16 protein-coding genes are annotated in these 16080 nt (G+C 63.8%); 7 read left to right on the forward strand and 9 right to left on the reverse strand.

Annotated elements, in window-relative coordinates; translation table 11 throughout:
• The 6 genes from Q7C30_RS19545 to gloB form a co-directional block, all read right to left on the reverse strand.
• Positions 1-1020 (reverse strand): ABC transporter permease, encoded by a 1020-nt coding sequence (locus Q7C30_RS19545; RefSeq protein WP_039578570.1) that lies wholly within the window; start codon positions 1018-1020, stop codon positions 1-3.
• Between the two features lies 1 nt (position 1021).
• Positions 1022-2095 carry a microcin C ABC transporter permease YejB gene (locus Q7C30_RS19550; RefSeq protein ID WP_317872451.1) on the reverse strand — a complete coding sequence of 358 codons (1074 nt, stop codon included), beginning with the start codon at positions 2093-2095 and terminating at the stop codon, positions 1022-1024.
• A 1-nt stretch (position 2096) separates the two neighbouring features.
• On the reverse strand, positions 2097-3938 hold the full coding sequence (locus tag Q7C30_RS19555) for an extracellular solute-binding protein (protein ID WP_317872452.1): 1842 nt from the start codon (positions 3936-3938) through the stop codon (positions 2097-2099).
• Entirely contained in the window at positions 3935-5764 is a 1830-nt protein-coding gene (locus Q7C30_RS19560; protein ID WP_052192088.1) for an extracellular solute-binding protein, read from the reverse strand. The genes Q7C30_RS19555 and Q7C30_RS19560 overlap by 4 nt, the downstream gene beginning before the upstream one ends.
• A 133-nt stretch (positions 5765-5897) precedes the next feature.
• Positions 5898-7331, reverse strand: a complete 1434-nt coding sequence (locus Q7C30_RS19565) for a lytic transglycosylase domain-containing protein (protein ID WP_295483002.1) — start codon at positions 7329-7331, stop codon at positions 5898-5900.
• Positions 7332-7431: 100 nt separating this feature from the next.
• A complete protein-coding gene (gloB, locus tag Q7C30_RS19570) occupies positions 7432-8211 on the reverse strand; it encodes a hydroxyacylglutathione hydrolase (RefSeq protein WP_116888522.1) in 780 nt (259 codons plus the stop codon).
• A gap of 86 nt (positions 8212-8297) precedes the next feature.
• Here gloB and Q7C30_RS19575 point away from each other — a divergent pair, with 86 nt between their 5' ends.
• The 5 genes from Q7C30_RS19575 to dnaQ all read left to right on the forward strand — a co-directional run bounded on the left by Q7C30_RS19575 (position 8298) and on the right by dnaQ (position 12056).
• Positions 8298-9056, forward strand: a complete 759-nt coding sequence (locus Q7C30_RS19575) for a methyltransferase domain-containing protein (protein ID WP_317872453.1) — start codon at positions 8298-8300, stop codon at positions 9054-9056.
• Positions 9057-9102: 46 nt separating this feature from the next.
• The gene (gene rnhA, locus Q7C30_RS19580) at positions 9103-9549 is read left to right on the forward strand and encodes a ribonuclease HI (RefSeq protein WP_295482993.1); all 447 of its coding nucleotides are present in this window, start codon (positions 9103-9105) and stop codon (positions 9547-9549) included.
• Positions 9550-9648: 99 nt separating this feature from the next.
• Positions 9649-10419 (forward strand): alpha/beta hydrolase, encoded by a 771-nt coding sequence (locus tag Q7C30_RS19585; protein WP_317872454.1) that lies wholly within the window; start codon positions 9649-9651, stop codon positions 10417-10419.
• A gap of 11 nt (positions 10420-10430) precedes the next feature.
• Positions 10431-11216, forward strand: a complete 786-nt coding sequence (locus Q7C30_RS19590; RefSeq protein ID WP_240326850.1) for an SDR family oxidoreductase — start codon at positions 10431-10433, stop codon at positions 11214-11216.
• Between the two features lie 96 nt (positions 11217-11312).
• Entirely contained in the window at positions 11313-12056 is a 744-nt protein-coding gene (gene dnaQ / locus Q7C30_RS19595; RefSeq protein WP_317872455.1) for a DNA polymerase III subunit epsilon, read from the forward strand.
• 32 nt (positions 12057-12088) lie between these two features.
• Here dnaQ and Q7C30_RS19600 read toward each other — a convergent pair whose 3' ends face one another.
• Positions 12089-12307 carry a hypothetical protein gene (locus tag Q7C30_RS19600; protein ID WP_029614166.1) on the reverse strand — a complete coding sequence of 73 codons (219 nt, stop codon included), beginning with the start codon at positions 12305-12307 and terminating at the stop codon, positions 12089-12091.
• A gap of 154 nt (positions 12308-12461) precedes the next feature.
• On the opposite strand from Q7C30_RS19600, the gene Q7C30_RS19605 reads away from it, so the two are divergent.
• Entirely contained in the window at positions 12462-13022 is a 561-nt protein-coding gene (locus Q7C30_RS19605; RefSeq protein ID WP_317872456.1) for an NAD(P)H-dependent oxidoreductase, read from the forward strand.
• Positions 13023-13089: 67 nt separating this feature from the next.
• Here the strand turns inward: Q7C30_RS19605 and phnX are convergent, their stop codons facing one another.
• Positions 13090-13917: a phosphonoacetaldehyde hydrolase gene (gene phnX / locus Q7C30_RS19610; protein ID WP_317872457.1), complete on the reverse strand. Its 828-nt coding sequence runs from the start codon at positions 13915-13917 to the stop codon at positions 13090-13092.
• 32 nt (positions 13918-13949) lie between these two features.
• Positions 13950-15056 carry a 2-aminoethylphosphonate--pyruvate transaminase gene (locus Q7C30_RS19615; RefSeq protein WP_317872458.1) on the reverse strand — a complete coding sequence of 369 codons (1107 nt, stop codon included), beginning with the start codon at positions 15054-15056 and terminating at the stop codon, positions 13950-13952.
• A gap of 111 nt (positions 15057-15167) precedes the next feature.
• Here Q7C30_RS19615 and Q7C30_RS19620 point away from each other — a divergent pair, with 111 nt between their 5' ends.
• Positions 15168-16028, forward strand: coding sequence for a LysR substrate-binding domain-containing protein (locus Q7C30_RS19620; protein ID WP_039578540.1), 861 nt, complete (start codon positions 15168-15170; stop codon positions 16026-16028).
• Positions 16029-16080 lie beyond the last annotated feature (52 nt).

Raw genomic sequence — 16080 nt, forward strand, 5'->3', positions numbered from 1 at the left:
TCATTTCCTCGGGTCGAAGGCGTCGCGGGCGGATTCGCCGATGAACACCAGCAGGCTCAACATCACGGCCAGCACGGCGAAGGCGCTGATGCCCAGCCAGGGCGCCTGCAGGTTGGACTTGCCCTGAGCCACCAGTTCGCCCAGCGATGGCGAGCCGGCGGGCAGGCCGAAGCCGAGGAAGTCCAGCGCAGTGAGCGTGCCGATGGCGCCGGTGAGGATGAACGGCATGAAGGTCATGGTCGAGATCATGGCGTTGGGCAGGATGTGGCGGAACATGATCGGGCCGTTGCGCATGCCCAGGGCTCGGGCGGCGCGCACGTACTCCAGGTTGCGGCCGCGCAGGAACTCGGCACGCACCACGTCCACCAGGCTCATCCAGGAAAACAGCAGCATGATGCCTAGCAGCCACCAGAAGTTCGGTTGCACGAAGCTGGCGAGGATGATCAGCAGGTACAGCACCGGCAAGCCCGACCAGATTTCCAGGAAGCGTTGGCCCGCCAGGTCCACCCAGCCGCCGTAGAAGCCTTGCAGCGCGCCGGCGATCACGCCGACGATGGAACTGGCCAGGGTCAGGGTCAGGGCGAACAGCACCGACACGCGGAAGCCGTAGATGACCCGTGCCAGCACGTCGCGACCCTGGTCGTCGGTACCCAGCAGGTTATCGGCCGACGGTGGCGCCGGTGCCGGTACTTTCAGGTCGTAGTTGATGCTCTGGTAGCTGAACGGGATGGGTGCCCAGAGCACGAAGCTGTCCTTCTTGCTCAACAGTTCGCGCACGTACGGGCTCTTGTAGTTGGCTTCGAGCGGGAACTCGCCGCCGAAGGTGGTTTCCGGGTAGCGCTTGAAGGCCGGGAAGTACCACTGGCCGTCATAGTGCACGGCGATCGGTTTGTCGTTGGCGATCAGCTCGGCACCCAGGCTCAGGCCGAACAGGATCAGAAACAGCCACAGCGACCACCAGCCGCGACGGTTGGCCTTGAAGCGCTCGAAGCGCCGGCGATTGAGGGGAGAGAGGGCCATGTCAGTGCTCCCGGCTGGCGAAGTCGATGCGCGGATCGACCAAGGTGTAGGTGAGGTCGCCGATCAGTTTCACCACCAGCCCCAGCAGGGTGAAGATGAACAGGGTGCCGAACACCACCGGATAGTCGCGATTGATCGCGGCCTCGAAGCTCATCAGGCCCAGACCGTCGAGGGAGAAGATCACCTCGATCAGCAGGGAACCTGTGAAGAAGATGCCGATGAACGCCGAGGGGAAACCGGCGATCACCAGCAACATGGCATTGCGGAACACGTGACCGTAGAGCACGCGGGTACGGCTCAGGCCCTTGGCCTTGGCGGTGACCACATACTGCTTGTTGATCTCGTCGAGGAAGCTGTTCTTGGTCAGCAGGGTCATGGTGGCGAAGTTGCCGATCACCAGCGCGGTGATCGGCAGCACCAGGTGCCAGAAGTAATCCAGCACCTTGCCGGTGGTAGACAACTGCTCGAAGTTGTTCGAGGTCAGGCCCCTGAGCGGGAACCAGTCGAAGTAGCTGCCGCCGGCGAACAGTACGATCAGCAGGATGGCGAACAGAAACGCGGGGATGGCATAGCCGACAATGATCGCCGAGCTGGTCCAGACGTCGAAGTGGCTGCCGTGGCGCACCGCCTTGGCGATGCCCAGCGGGATCGACACCAGGTACATGATCAGCGTGCTCCACAGCCCCAGCGAAATCGACACCGGCATCTTCTCGGCGATCAGATCGATGACCCGGGCATCGCGAAAGAAGCTGTCGCCGAAGTCGAGTTGGGCGTAGTTCTTGACCATGATCCACAGCCGTTCGGGCGCGGACTTGTCGAAGCCGTACATGCGCTCGATCTCGGCGACCAGCGCCGGGTCCAGGCCTTGCGCGCCGCGGTAATTGGAACCGGCCACCGACACTTCGGCGCCGCCACCGGCGATGCGGCTGGTGGCGCCGTCGAAGCCTTCGAGCTTGGCGATCATCTGTTCGACCGGACCGCCGGGGGCCGCCTGGACGATGATGAAGTTGATGATGAGGATGCCGAACAGCGTCGGGACGATCAGCAGCAGGCGCCGCAGGATGTAGGCGAGCATGTCAGTTCGCCCCTGCGGCAGGGCTGGCGGGTGCTTCGCTCACCGCTGGCGTGACGTCGGGCTTGATCCACCAGGTGTCCAGGCCGATGTCGTACTTGGGCGATACCTTCGGATGGCCGAGGTGGTTCCAGTACGCCACGCGCCAGGTCTTGATGTGCCAGTTGGGGATCACGTAGTAGCCCCACAGCAGCACGCGGTCCAGCGCCCGGGTGTGGGCGATCAGGCTCTGGCGCGATTCGGCGTTGATCAGTTCCTCGACCAGTTGGTCGATGGCCGGGTCGCGCAGGCCGATGAAGTTGCGGCTGCCTGGGTTGTCGGCGGCGGCGCTGGTCCAGAATTCGCGCTGCTCATTGCCCGGCGAGTTGGACTGGGGGAAGCCGCCGACGATCATGTCGAAGTCGCGCGAGCGCAGGCGGGTGACGTATTGCGAGACGTCTACTCGGCGGATGCTCAGATCGATGCCCAGATCTGCCAGGTTGCGTTTGAATGGCAGTAGAACACGCTCGAATTCGGTCTGAGCCAGGAGAAACTCGATGGACACCGGCTTGCCCTGGGCATCGACCATCTTGTCGTTCTCGATCTTCCAGCCGGCTTCAGTCAGCAGTTGGTACGCCTTGCGCTGTTGTTCGCGAATCATGCCGCTGGCGTCGCTGACCGGGTTGTGGAAAGCCTGATCGAAGACCTGCTCGGGCACCTTGCCGCGCAGCGGTTCGAGAACCTTCAACTCATCGGCCGAAGGCAGGCCTTTGGCGGCCATTTCCGAGTTCTCGAAATAGCTGCCGGTGCGGGTGTAGGCACCATTGAACAACTGTTTGTTGGTCCATTCGAAGTCCAGCAGCAGGCTCAGTGCCTGGCGCACGCGGATGTCCTGGAACACCGGCTTGCGCAGGTTGAAGATGAAGCCCTGCATGCCCACGGGGTTGCCGTTGGGCAGCTCTTCCTTGATCAGTCGACCGTCGCGCACGGCTGGGACGTTGTAGGCGGTGGCCCAGTTCTTGGCGCTGACTTCCAGGCCGTAGTCGAACTGGCCGGCCTTGAGTGCTTGCAGGGCCACGGCGGTGTCGCGGTAGGCATCGAAGGTCATGGCGTCGAAGTTGAACTGTCCGCGGTTGATCGGCAGGTCCTTGGCCCAGTAGTCCTTGACCCGCTCGTAACGGATCGAGCGTCCGGCCTTGACCTCGGCCACCTTGTACGGCCCGCTGCCCAGTGGAATTTCCAGGTTGCCGCGGGTGAAGTCGCGCTCGGCGTACCAGTGCTTGGGCAGCACCGGCAATTGCCCGAGGATCAGCGGCAACTCGCGGTTGTTGGTGTGCTTGAACCTGAACAGCACGCGCAGCGGGTCTTCGGCGATCACCTCGGCCACGTCGCTGTAGTACTGGCGGTACAGTGGCGCGCCTTGCCTGGTCAGCGCCTCGAAGCTGAACACCACGTCGTCGGCGCGCATGGGGTGGCCGTCGTGGAAGCGCGCCTGGGGCCGCAGGTAGAAACGCACCCAACTGTTGTCCGGCGCTTTCTCGATGCGTTCGGCGACCAGACCATACTCGGTGAAGGGCTCATCGAGGCTGGCGCGCATCAGGGTGTCGTAGATGCTGCTGATGTTGTCTGCCGCCACGCCTTTGTTGATGAAGGGGTTGAGGCTGTCGAAGCTGCCGAAGCTGGACTGGCGGAAGGTGCCGCCCTTGGGCGCATCGGGATTGACGTAGTCGAAGTGCTTGAAGTCGGCGGGATACTTGGGCGGTTCGTCGTACAGGGTGAGGGCATGCTGCGGTGCGGCGGCTGCCGCGAGGCTCAGGCAGGCGAGCAGCAAGCCGCTGGCCAGGCGCAGGCGAGGCATTGGCATCATTTGGCTTTCTCCGAAGTCTTGAGCCACCAGCTGTTCAGCCCGAGGGTGTAGGGCGGCGTGGTGACGAAGGCGAACCGGTTGCGGTAGGCCAGGCGATGGTTGTCCAGGTACCAGTTCGGGATCATGTAGTAGTGCCAGGACAGCACCCGGTCCAGAGCGCGGGCAGCGGCGACCTGGTCGTCGCGGGTGCGCGCGGCCATCAGCGTATCGAGCAGCAGGTCGACCACGGGATCGTCGATGCCGGCGTAGTTCTTGCTGCCCTTGACCGAGGCCTGGCTGGAGTGGAAGTACTGCCACTGTTCCAGGCCTGGACTGAGCGTCTGGTTCAAGGTCATCAGAATCATGTCGAAGTCGAACTGGTCCAGCCGTTGTTTGTACTGGGCACGGTCCACGGTGCGCAGGCGCGCATCGATGCCGATGCTCGAGAGGTTTTCGACATAGGGCTGCAGGATGCGTTCCAGGTTGGGGTTCACCAGCAGCAGCTCCAGGCGCATCTGACGGCCCTTGGCATCCACCAGGCGCTGGCCGTCGAGCTTCCAGCCCGCCTCAGCGAGCAGGCTTAGCGCCTTGCGCAAGGTCTGGCGGTCGATACCGCGGCCGTCGGTCTGGCTGACCTGGTAGGGCTCGGTGAACAGCTTGGCCGGTAGCTGATCGCGCAGGGGCGAAAGCAGCAGCCACTCTTTGCCGGTGGGCAGGCCTGTGGCCGCGAATTCGCTGTTGGGGTAGTAGCTGGTGGCACGTCGGTAGGCACTGCTGAACAGGGCACGGTTGGTCCATTCGAAATCGAGCATCAGCCCCAGGGCCTGGCGCACCTTGGGCTCGGCGAAGGCTTCGCGGCGGGTGTTCATGAACAGGCCTTGGGTCTGGGTCGGGATCCGGTGTGGAATTTGCGCCTGGATCACTTCGCCGCGACGGATGGCCGGGAAGTTGTAGCCGTTGGCCCAATTCTTGGCCTGGTGTTCGATGTAAATGTCGAATTCGCCGGCCTTGAACGCCTCGAAGGCGACGGTGGCGTCGCGGTAGAACTCGAACTCGACGCGGTCGAAATTGTACTTGCCACGGTTGACCGCCAAGTCCTTGCCCCAGTAGTCCTTGACCCGAGTGAACACCAGGCGCCTGCCTGGCTGCACCTCGCTGATCCGATACGGCCCGCTGCCCAGCGGCGGCTCGAACGTGGTGGCCTCGAAGTCGCGGCCTTGCCAGTAGTGCTTGGGCAGCACCGGCATTTCACCCAGGCGCAGGATCAGCAACGGATTGCCGGCACGCTTGAAGACGAAGCGGATCCGCAGCGGGCCGAGGATATCGACGCGCTGCACCTCCTGCAGATTGGTGCGGTACAGCGGATGGCCCTGCTTGAGCAAGGTGCGGTACGAGAAGGCGACGTCGGCCGAAGTGATCGGGTGGCCGTCGTGGAAGCGTGCTTCAGGTCGCAGGTTGAACACCACCCAGCTGCGATCCTCGCTGTATTCGACCGAGCGGGCGATCAGTCCGTAGCTGGAGGTGGGCTCGTCGCCGGAAGGGTCGTACTGGCCAGTGCCGATCATCAGCGTCTCGTTGAGCTCGCTGACTCCGTACTGCTGGAAATTGGGCGTCGAGACCGGGCTGGTGCCCTTGAAGGTGTAGGGGTTGAGGGTATCGAAGGTGCCGAATGCCATGGCTCGCAAGGTGCCGCCCTTGGGCGCCTGCGGGTTGACCCAGTCGAAATGGGTGAAGCTGGCCGGATACTTGAGCGTGCCGAACTGCGCATAACCGTGGCTTTCGCTCACTGTCGCGACTGCGGGAAAGCTCAAGGCCAGGCTCAATGACAGGAGGAAAGTTCTTATCAAGTCTGGGATCCGGTCGAGGCGGCGTTGGGCTTGGTCCGGCGTACAGTAACAGCTTGTCTGCAATGGAAAAAGGGTAGGGCCCGGGGCGGCTGCGGCGGCTCATCGCCGCGCACTCGCCCTGGGCTGGCGCGGTTCAGCGTCCGAGGTAGACGGTGAGGGTCTGGCCGGGCTTGAGCGCCTGGCCGGTACGCGGATTCCAGCGCTTGAGGTGCTTCATCTCGACGTTGAAACGCTTGGCTACAAGGTAGTAGGAGTCGCCCTTGCGCACCTTGTACTGGGTCGAGCGCTGCTGGGCTGCGGCTACGCGGCTGGCGGCAGCGCTGGGGGCGCTGGCGCCACGCAGGGCGAGCACCTGCCCAGCCTTGAGGCGGGTGCCGGACAGGCGGTTCCAGCGCTGGATGTCCTTGACCGACACGCGGTTGGCCTTGGCGATGGCGCCCAGGTTGTCGCCCCGCTTGACCCGGTAGCTGCTGGTGGCGGCGGGGGCCTTGGCCTCGGCCAGAGCGGCCTGGAACACCGCCTTGTTCGGTTGCAGGCTCAGGAGTTGTTCAGGCTTGAGGTTGGACAGGCTGCTGGTCAGCAACCGAGCCTTGGCGGTGGGCACCAGCAATTGCTGCGGACCATCGACGGTCATGCGTTTCTTGAAGGCGGGGTTGAGCTGGATCAACTCGTCTTCGTCGATGTTGGCGAAGGCGGCGACGCGGGTCAGGTCGAGGCGGTCGTTGATGACCACCGCTTCGAAGTAGGGCTCGTTGGCGATGGGGCTGAGGTTCACGCCATAGGCCTGCGGGGTCAGCACCACCTGCGACAGTGCCAGCAGCTTGGGCACGTAGTCACGGGTTTCCTGGGGCAGCGGCAGGTTCCAGTAATCGGTGGGCAGACCCAGCCGTTCGTTGCGTTCGATCGCCCGGCTGACCGTGCCTTCGCCGGCATTGTAGGCGGCCAGGGCGAGCAGCCAGTCGCCGTTGAACATGTCGTGCAGGCGCGTCAGGTAATCCAGCGCCGCGTTGGTCGAGGCGGTGATGTCGCGACGGCCATCGTAGAAGTTGGTCTGGCGCAGGTTGAAGTGACGGCCGGTGGAGGGGATGAACTGCCACAGGCCCACGGCATGGGCGCGCGAGTAGGCCATCGGGTTGTAGGCGCTCTCGATGGCCGGCAGCAGTGCCAGCTCCAGCGGCATGCCACGCTCTTCCAGACGCTCGACGATGTAATGCAGGTACAGGCTGCCGCGTTCGCCGGCCGTCTCCAGGAAGCTCGGGTTGCTGGCGAACCACAACCGCTGCTGTTCGATACGCGGGTTGACGTCGATACTGTCCTGCAGCACGAAGCCCTGGCGCATACGCTCCCAGACGTCGTCGGGGGCCTTCTGCTCGACCGGTTTGATCACCAGCGGGGCTGGCCTGTGCTTGATCCGCGCCTGGTAGTTATGCGCGCGAACGCTGTCGGTCTCCTCCACCTGACGGGTGCTCTGACAGCCCACCAGGGTGGCGGCCAGGGCCAGGGCGCTGACTTGTGCCAGACGCGTCAGGGCGGCGGAATGAGCGGTGCGGCGGCTACGTGAAGACATCGGCGTACACATTTTTCCGGGCAAAAAATTTCGGCGATTCTAGAAACCGCACCCGGATGGGTCAACCTTGGATGTCTTTCTGCGACCTTAGGACGGGCGATCAGAAGCTGTCTTTCCAGGCCCTGAGCGCAGCGAAGACCGCTATCTGGCTATTGTTGGGGCTGCCTTTCCATTCGTCCGCTTTTTGTTTAACGGATGTTACAGCGGTGCGAAGAAAAGGATTGGTCAGGCGCTCCAGCGCAATGGACGAGGGCAGGGTGATGCGCTGCTGCGCACGCAACTGCGTGACCTCTTCGAAGCGCCGTTGGATATCGGCGTTGCTCGGCTCCACGGCCCTGGCGAAACGCAGGTTGCTCAGGGTGTATTCGTGGGCGCAGTACACCTCGGTGCTCTCTGGCAGGCTGGCCAGGCGTTGCAAGGCGGGCTGCATCTGCTCGGGCGTGCCCTCGAACATCCGTCCGCAGCCGGCGGCGAACAGCGTGTCGCCGCTGAACAGCAGCGGCGTTGGCGTGCGGTCACTGTAGAAGGCGATGTGGCCGAGGGTATGCCCCGGCACGGCGAGCACCTCGAACGTGATGCCGAGCACCGTCGCCGTGTCGCCGTCGTCCAGCGCCACATCGCGCCCGGGAATGGTTTCGTGGGCCGGGCCATGGACGCTGGCGCCGGTGACCTGCTTGAGTTGTTGCACGCCACCGACGTGGTCGTTGTGGTGGTGGGTAATGAGGATGTCGGTGAGCGTCCAATCGCCATGCGCCTGCAGCCACGCCAACACCGGTGCGGCGTCGCCGGGATCGACCACCGCGCAGTGGCGTTTGGCAGTATCCTGTAACAACCAGATGTAGTTGTCGGAGAAAGCGCGAAGGGCTTCGATCTGTATCATTGTGCGGTTCCGAATCATCTGGCGTGGGAGATTAGGGCATCTTAGCCGCGATGGCGCGGCCGACGAAACCTTCGAGGGAGAATGCGATGACCGATCAAGCCTTTGCCCAGGCCGACCCCGAGTGGGTCGAACTGATCAGCCTGGCCCGCGACTGGTTCGCCGGGCCATTGGGTCAGCTGATGCTCAAGGAGGAGGAGAAACTGCTCGAGGACGAATTGGAGCGCTTCTTCGGCGGCTTTCTGGTGCACTACGGCCCCTGTGCCGATGCGCCCCCCCAGGCGCTGAAAGTGCAGCGCAATGTTCGCTTGGGCGCGCCACTGCCCGGTGTCGAGATCGTCTGCGAGGAGCAGGCCTGGCCGCTGTCCGAGCATGCCGCCGACGTGGTGGTGCTGCAGCATGGTCTGGATTTCAGCCTTTCGCCCCACGGTCTGCTGCGCCAGGCCGCCAGCGCGGTGCGTCCGGGCGGACATCTGCTGATCGTCGGCATCAATCCCTGGAGTGCCTGGGGCGCCCGCCATCTGCTCGGTCGCGGGGTACTGCGCAAGGCGCGCTGCATCTCGCCTTCGCGCCTGGGCGACTGGCTGAACCTGCTGGGCTTCGCGCTGGAGAAACGCCGCTTTGGGTGTTATCGTCCGCCGCTTTCCTCACCGGCCTGGCAGCAGCGCCTGGCGGGTTGGGAGCGGACGGCCGGGCGCTGGCAGGTGGCCGGCGGCGGCGTTTATCTGCTGGTGGCGCGCAAGGTGGTGGTGGGGTTGCGACCCTTGCCGCTGGAGCGTCGCGAACCGATGGGCAAGCTGTTGCCGCTGCCGCTGGCCAAGGTCAATCGCCGTCACAGCGAGCCCTGAGCGGATTGTCCGCGCTATTTAACCTGCAAGCGAACGAAGGCGGTACATGAGCGATAGCGTCGAGATCTACACCGATGGTGCCTGCAAGGGCAATCCCGGCCTGGGCGGCTGGGGCGCCCTGATCGTCTACAAGGGTGTCGAGAAGGAGCTGTGGGGCGGCGAGCGCGACACCACCAACAACCGCATGGAACTGATGGCCGCGATCTGCGCGCTGATGGCGCTCAAACGCGAGTGCGAGGTGGTCCTGACCACCGATTCGCAGTACGTGATGAAAGGCATCACCGAGTGGATGCCCAATTGGAAGAAGCGCGGCTGGAAGACCGCCACCAAGGAACCGGTGAAGAATGCCGACCTGTGGAAGTTGCTCGACGAACAGGTCAATCGGCATAAGGTGACCTGGAAATGGGTCCGCGGCCATATCGGCCATCCGGGCAACGAACGCGCTGACCAGTTGGCCAACCGTGGCGTCGATGAGGTCCGTGCACAGCGCTGAACCACCCCACGGGCGGGCGTGCCCGCCCTTGACTGTCAAAGAAATGAACTCTCCAAGCCGCCTCGCTCTCCACTGAGAAATCCCATGAGGCGGCGTTCGATGCTCCCCTACAGCCAACAGGGCTCAGGCCCGATCACTTTGGTGTTGATGCATTTTCTGGGCGGCTCCCATCGCACCTGGGGTCCCACGCTGCCGTTCCTCGACCGTGAGCACGCCTGTGTGGCTCTCAACACGCCAGGCTTTGGCGATGCTCATGGAGTCAGCGGCTATTCGGTGGCCGAGATGGCTGATCAGGTCGATGCCAGCGTGCGTGCGCTGGGCATCGAGCGCTGCGTCCTGGTCGGTCATTCGATGACCGGCAAGGTCGCGGTGGCCCTGGCCTCCCGGCGTCCCGACTATCTGCAAGGCTTGGTGCTGGTGGCGCCGTCGCCGCCTGGTCCGCAGCCGATGAGCGAGGGCGATCGCGATCGACAGCGACGCTATCAAGCCTCGCGTGTCGAAGCCGAACAGTTCGTCGATGAGTCCAGCTTTCACCGCTTGCCCGATGCGCTGCGTGAGGTAGCCATCGCCGACGCCCAATCGGTGAACCTCGACGCCTGGCGTGCCTGGGTCGACCACGGCAGTCGCGAGGACTGGAGCGATCGGATCGGCGAACTGCCGTATCCGACGTTGCTGGTCTGCGGCGCCGACGATGCGCAGGTGCCGGATGCCCCAGCGCAACAGCGCACCACGCTGGCCCATTTCCCAGACAGCACGCTGCTGACCTTGCCTGGCGCAGGTCATCTGATGCCGCTGCAGACACCCCGTGAATTGGCCGAACGCATGCTCGAATTCGTTCGCCGTATCGCTGTTGCCCGAGGAGAGATGTGATGGATCTAGGTTTGACTAAGCGTGTAGCCCTGATCAGCGGCGCGGCAGGAGGCATCGGTCTGGCGACCGCGCGCTTGCTGGCCGAGGAGGGTGTGCGATTGGTGTTGACGGACAAGGACCAGGATCACCTGGAGAAGGAAACCGCAGGCATCGGTGGTGAGCCGCTGCTCATTGCTGCGGACATGACCGACCAAGCCGAGGTCGACGGCCTGATTCGTCAGGCCGAAGCGCACTTTGGGCAGGTGGACATCGTGGTGCACACCGCCGGTGTCACCGGTGCCAAGGGCGATCCGCTGGCGTTGTCCGACGAGGACTACGAAGAGGCCTGGTCCACTGATTTCTTCAGCGCCGTGCGCATCGCCCGTGCCGCCATCCCACCGATGCGTCAGCGCGGCTGGGGACGTCTGGTGTGCATCACGTCGGAAAACGCGGTGCAGCCTTACTGGGAGGAGGCGGTGTACAACGTCGCCAAAGCGGCCCTGGCCGCGTTCATCAAGAACCTTTCCTACAAGGAAGCGGCCCACGGGGTGCTGTGCAATACGGTCTCACCGGCGTTCATCGAAACTGGCATGACCGATGGCATGATGGAGCAGCGTGCGCAGGAGCGCGGCGAAAGCTTCGAGGAGGCGATCAAGAGCTTCCTCGACGAAGAGCGCCCCGGCATCGTCCAGAAGCGCCGTGGCAAACCCGAAGAGGTGGCAGCGGCCATCGCCCTGCTGGTGTCCGATCGCGCATCGTTCATCAACGGCAGCAACCTGCGCGTCGATGGCGGCTCCGTGCAGAGCGTGCAGAACTGACGCCAGGGTGGTTGGAACAGGCGACCACGGGTGCCGAGCCCGTGGTCGCTTTGTTGTATACTCGCCGCCTTTCCCAGATGTCGCTTGGAGCCCCGCGTGGATCAGCAGAACACCCGCCTGATCGTCCTCGATACCGAAACCACCGGTATGCCAGTCAGCGAAGGCCATCGGATCATCGAGATCGGTTGCGTCGAGGTCATCGGCCGGCGTCTGACCGGCCGCAACTTCCACGTCTACCTGCAGCCTGACCGCGAAAGCGACGAGGGCGCCATTGGCGTGCACGGCATCACCGATACCTTCCTGCTCGACAAACCGCGTTTTGCCGATGTGGCCGAAGAATTCTTCGACTACATCAAGGGCGCGCAGTTGGTCATCCATAACGCAGCGTTCGACGTTGGTTTCATCAACAACGAATTCGCCCTGCTGGGCCAGGAAGACCGTGCCGACATCGCTCAGCACTGCTCCATTCTCGACACTCTGATGATGGCGCGGGCCCGTCATCCGGGCCAGCGCAACAGCCTCGATGCCCTGTGCAAGCGCTATGGCATCGACAACTCCGGCCGCGACCTGCACGGCGCGCTGCTCGACTCGGAATTGCTGGCGGACGTCTATCTGGCGATGACCGGTGGCCAGACCAGCCTGTCGCTGGCTGGGCAGGGCGGTGAGGAGGACGATGGTCAAGGTCGCTCGGGGAGCGAGATCCGACGTATCGTCGGGCGCCAGCCGGGTAGGGTGGTCATGGCCAGCGATGGGGAGTTAAAGGCCCACGCCGAGCGCTTGGCGGCCATTGCCAAGTCGGCCGGTGGACCGGCCCTGTGGGAAACACTGAGCGAAGCCTGAACGTCACTTTGTCCAGGCTTGGGCACCGCTGTTCACGGAATGCGCACGATCTCCACGCCGCTCTGAGCGAGCTCGAAGCGATCCTCGCCCAAGTAGTTGACGCGATCGCCGATGGCCAGGCGGTAGGTGGTGATCGGCGAGCCCAACGTGCTGCCGTCCGGCTGCAAGGTCGATTCCTGGAACTCGTGCACCGGGTAGATGCGGCCTTCGGCGTCGCGGGCATGGAATTGGCCGACCATTACTGCTGCCATGTGGATTGAAACCTCTGAAATATGGAGAAATATCTGTAGCCATAGACAAACGAGGAGGGTGGGAAGTTTTCCTGCGGCGGAAAAAAACCTTGGCCGGGAAACACTGTCATCTATAACTACACAGTCCCCCTTACCCCGCAGAGGATGCATTGCCATGAGTCAGGTCTATTCGGTCGCGGTCATTGTCGGCAGCCTGCGCAAGGACTCCTACAACCGCAAGGTTGCACGTGCTCTATCTGAGCTGGCACCGTCCAGCCTTTCCTTGAAAATCGTCGAAATCGGCGATCTGGCGCTGTACAACGAGGACGTCGAGGCAGCGGGTGCGCCACAACCCTGGCAGCGCTTTCGCGATGAGATCCGCCGCTGTGATGCGGTCTTGTTCGTGACCCCGGAATACAACCGCTCCGTGCCGGGTGCGCTCAAGAATGCCATCGACGTGGGCTCACGGCCCTATGGTCAGAGTGCCTGGAGTGGCAAGCCTGCGGCGGTGGTGAGTGTGTCGCCGGGTGCGATCGGTGGCTTTGGCGCCAACCACGCTGTGCGTCAGGCGTTGGTGTTCCTCGACATGCCTTGCATGCAGATGCCCGAGGCCTACATTGGTGGGGCGGCGACCCTGTTCGACGAGGCCGGCAAGCTCAATGACAAGACCCGGCCGTTCCTGCAGGGCTTCATCGACAAATTTGCCTCGTGGGTGAAGCTCAACCGCGCAGCCTGAGGGTTCGGGTTGCGGTAGGTGAAGCGGCAGCGGTTCGATCCGCCTGCCGCTGTACCTTCGGTCGACCTCAACACGCCTGTGGCATCTCCCCTTCGGCCAGGCGCCGGTTGATATCGGCCACCACCTCTGGCAGCTGGTTGAGGGTATCGATCAAATAGTGCGGGCGTGCGCTTTCGAATTGGGCGTGAATGCGCTGTCGCGCCTCATCCAGTTGTTGCGGCTCAAGGGCCTGGTACTGCTCCCAGGTCAGCCCCAGCGCGTTGCCGGAGCAGACCAGCGCCACGGTCCACATACCGGCGCGCCGTCCCTCGAGAATGCCCGGCAGCGTGTCATCGACTTTCACGCAGGCCGCCACATCCTCGATCCCCAAGGCGATCACATTGGCCAGGGCTTGGGCTGGCCACGGGCGACCCTGGGGCGTTTCGTCGGTGGCCACGACGTGGTCGGCGATGTAGCCGTTGCGCGCCGCCAGCTCGACCACTTTGTCCATCACCACCTTCGGGTAACCGGAGCAGGAGCCGATCTTCAGCCCGGCGCGCCGCAGTGCGCCAATGGTATCCAGTGCACCCGGTATCAACGCCGAATGCTCGGCGATCTTCTCGATCTGCAAAGGCATGAAGCGCTCGTAGAGGGCTGTGACGTCATCGTCCGTCGGCGTGCGGCCGAAGGCTCGGCGGTAGCGCTCGGCGATCTGTGGAAGATCGCACAGGGCGCGGATATGGTCCCATTTGCCCATGCCCATGGGGCCGCGGGCCTCTTCGATGGACAGGTGAACACCGAATTCGGCGAACGCCTCCACGAAGATCTGGGTGGGGGCGAATGAGCCGAAGTCGACGACGGTGCCGGCCCAGTCGAGGATCGCCGCTTGCAGGTGTGTCGGGTTGCGGTAGTTCATTGAGGGGGTGTCCTGGAGTTCGGGGGCAGGGTTCACAGATCTACGACATGCATGTCGCGCAACGCCTGGGCGACAGCATCGACCGCGGCGTGCATCTGGGTGGGGCCGACTGCGCCGATGCAGCCAACGCGGAACGTCTCGACCTCGGTCAGCTTGCCGGGGTAGAGGATGAAACCTTTGGCCTTGACCCGCTCGTAGAAATCCTTGAACTGAAAGCGGGCATCTCGGGGAGCGTGGAAGGTGACGATGATCGGCGCCTGGCAGGCGCTTGGGAGGAAGCTGCGCAGGCCCAGCGTGGCCATGCCCTCGAGCAGGATCCTGCAGTTCTCCTGATAGCGAGCATGGCGCGCAGCCAATCCTCCTTCTTGCTGGTACTGCTCAAGCGCCGCATGCAATGCGGCCACCACGTGAGTCGGTGGTGTGAAGCGCCATTGGCCCGTGCGCGCGAGGTACTGGTACTGGTCGTGCAGGTCCAGAACCAGGGATTGGGCGTTGCCCGCCGCAGCACTCAGTGCGTGTTTCTCGGCGAGGACGAAGCCCATGCCCGGCACCCCCTCCAGGCATTTGCCCGAGGCGGCGATCAGCGCCTCGAAGCGGACCTGACGGGCGTCGATGGGTAGGGCGCCGAACGAGCTCATGGCGTCGATGATCAGGCCTCTGCCCTGTGCGGCGACCACCTCGGCGATGTCTACCAGCGGGTTGAGGATGCCGGTGCTGGTTTCACAGTGAATCAGCGCCACATGGGTCAGCGTGGGATCGTCGGTTAGTAGACGATCAACCTCGGCAGCGCAGGTCGGTCGAGCCTCGTCGCTGCGCACTGGCGTGAATCGACGACCCAGCACCTGGCAGATCTTCGCCAAGCGCTCACCATAGGCCCCGTTGATCAGTACCAGCACCTTGCCCTCGCGGGGCACCAAGGTGGCGATGGCCGCTTCGACGGCGAAGGTGCCGCTGCCTTGCAGGGGAACGCAGCAGTGACTGGCGCTAGCTTGAACAATGCCCAGCAACTGTTCGCACACGCTGGCTGTCATGGTGTTGAAGTCTGCGTCCCAAGAGCCCCAGTCCATCAACATGGCCTGGCGCGTGCGCGCAGCGGTGGTCAACGGGCCTGGGGTGAGAAGAATCGGGGCATCGCGCATTGTGCAACCTCGGGAGACAGGGGCCAAAAATCGACGTGGTCAGGTTGCAATGGCGAAGTCCATCAATCAAATTGTTTGTAGGTATCCCAGCTATAAGTAAGGCCGATAGTTATGAATCTGTTTCAGCTTCGTGCGTTTGATGCCGTTGCGCGTGAAGGCAGCTTCACCCGCGCAGCAGAGCGTCTGTTCATCAGCCAGCCCGCGGTGACCGGGCACGTCAAGGCGCTCGAAGAGCATTACCAGATCACGTTGTTACGACGCACTGCCCGGCGTGTGGAACTGACCGAGGAGGGCACGCGGCTGGCAGCTATCACGCGAGCGATGTTCGGCTTGGCCGAGGAAGCCCAGGTCATGCTCGAGGCCAATCGCCAGTTGTTGAGTGGGCGCCTGGAGGTGGCCGCCGATGGGCCGCATCGGGTGATGCCCATATTGGCCAAATTGCGTGAGCGCTATCCGGGTATCAGCGTCAACCTGCGCCTGGGCAATGCCCAGGACACCCTCGCGGCGCTGCTGGGCGAGCATGTCGATGTCGCTGTACTGACTGAAACCGAGCCGCGCAAGGGGCTGTACCTGCAGCCGCTGTGTCAGTCGCGACTCTGCGTGCTGCTGCCGGTCGGCCACCGCTGGGCTGTTTCGCAGCAGGCGCTGCCGCTGTCCGCGCTGGAGCAACAGGTCATGGTGCTGCGCGAGCCGAGTTCGGTCACTCGCCGCACCTTCGACAAGGCCTGCGCCGTGGCCGGAATCCAACCCCAGGTGTTGCTGGAGCTGGGCAGTCGCGAGGCGGTCAACGAAGCCGTGGCCGCTGAATTGGGGATCGGCGTGGTGTCGTCCACCGAGTTGTCCCATGACCCCAGGTTGGTAGCGTTGTGTCTGACGGGCGAGGGGCTGGTCAATCAGCACTGGGTGGGCTGCCTGGAGCGCCGACGCGAGCTGCGCCTGATCCAGGCGTTCATGGCATTGGCCGGTACGTGAAGGCGGTGGCGGGGCAGAGTTCCTGCTGAGCGCCCTGGCCGCGATCGGACAA

It is taken from the genome of Pseudomonas sp. RAC1 (genome assembly GCF_030658255.1).
In the GTDB taxonomy this organism is placed as follows: domain Bacteria; phylum Pseudomonadota; class Gammaproteobacteria; order Pseudomonadales; family Pseudomonadaceae; genus Aquipseudomonas; species Aquipseudomonas boreofloridensis.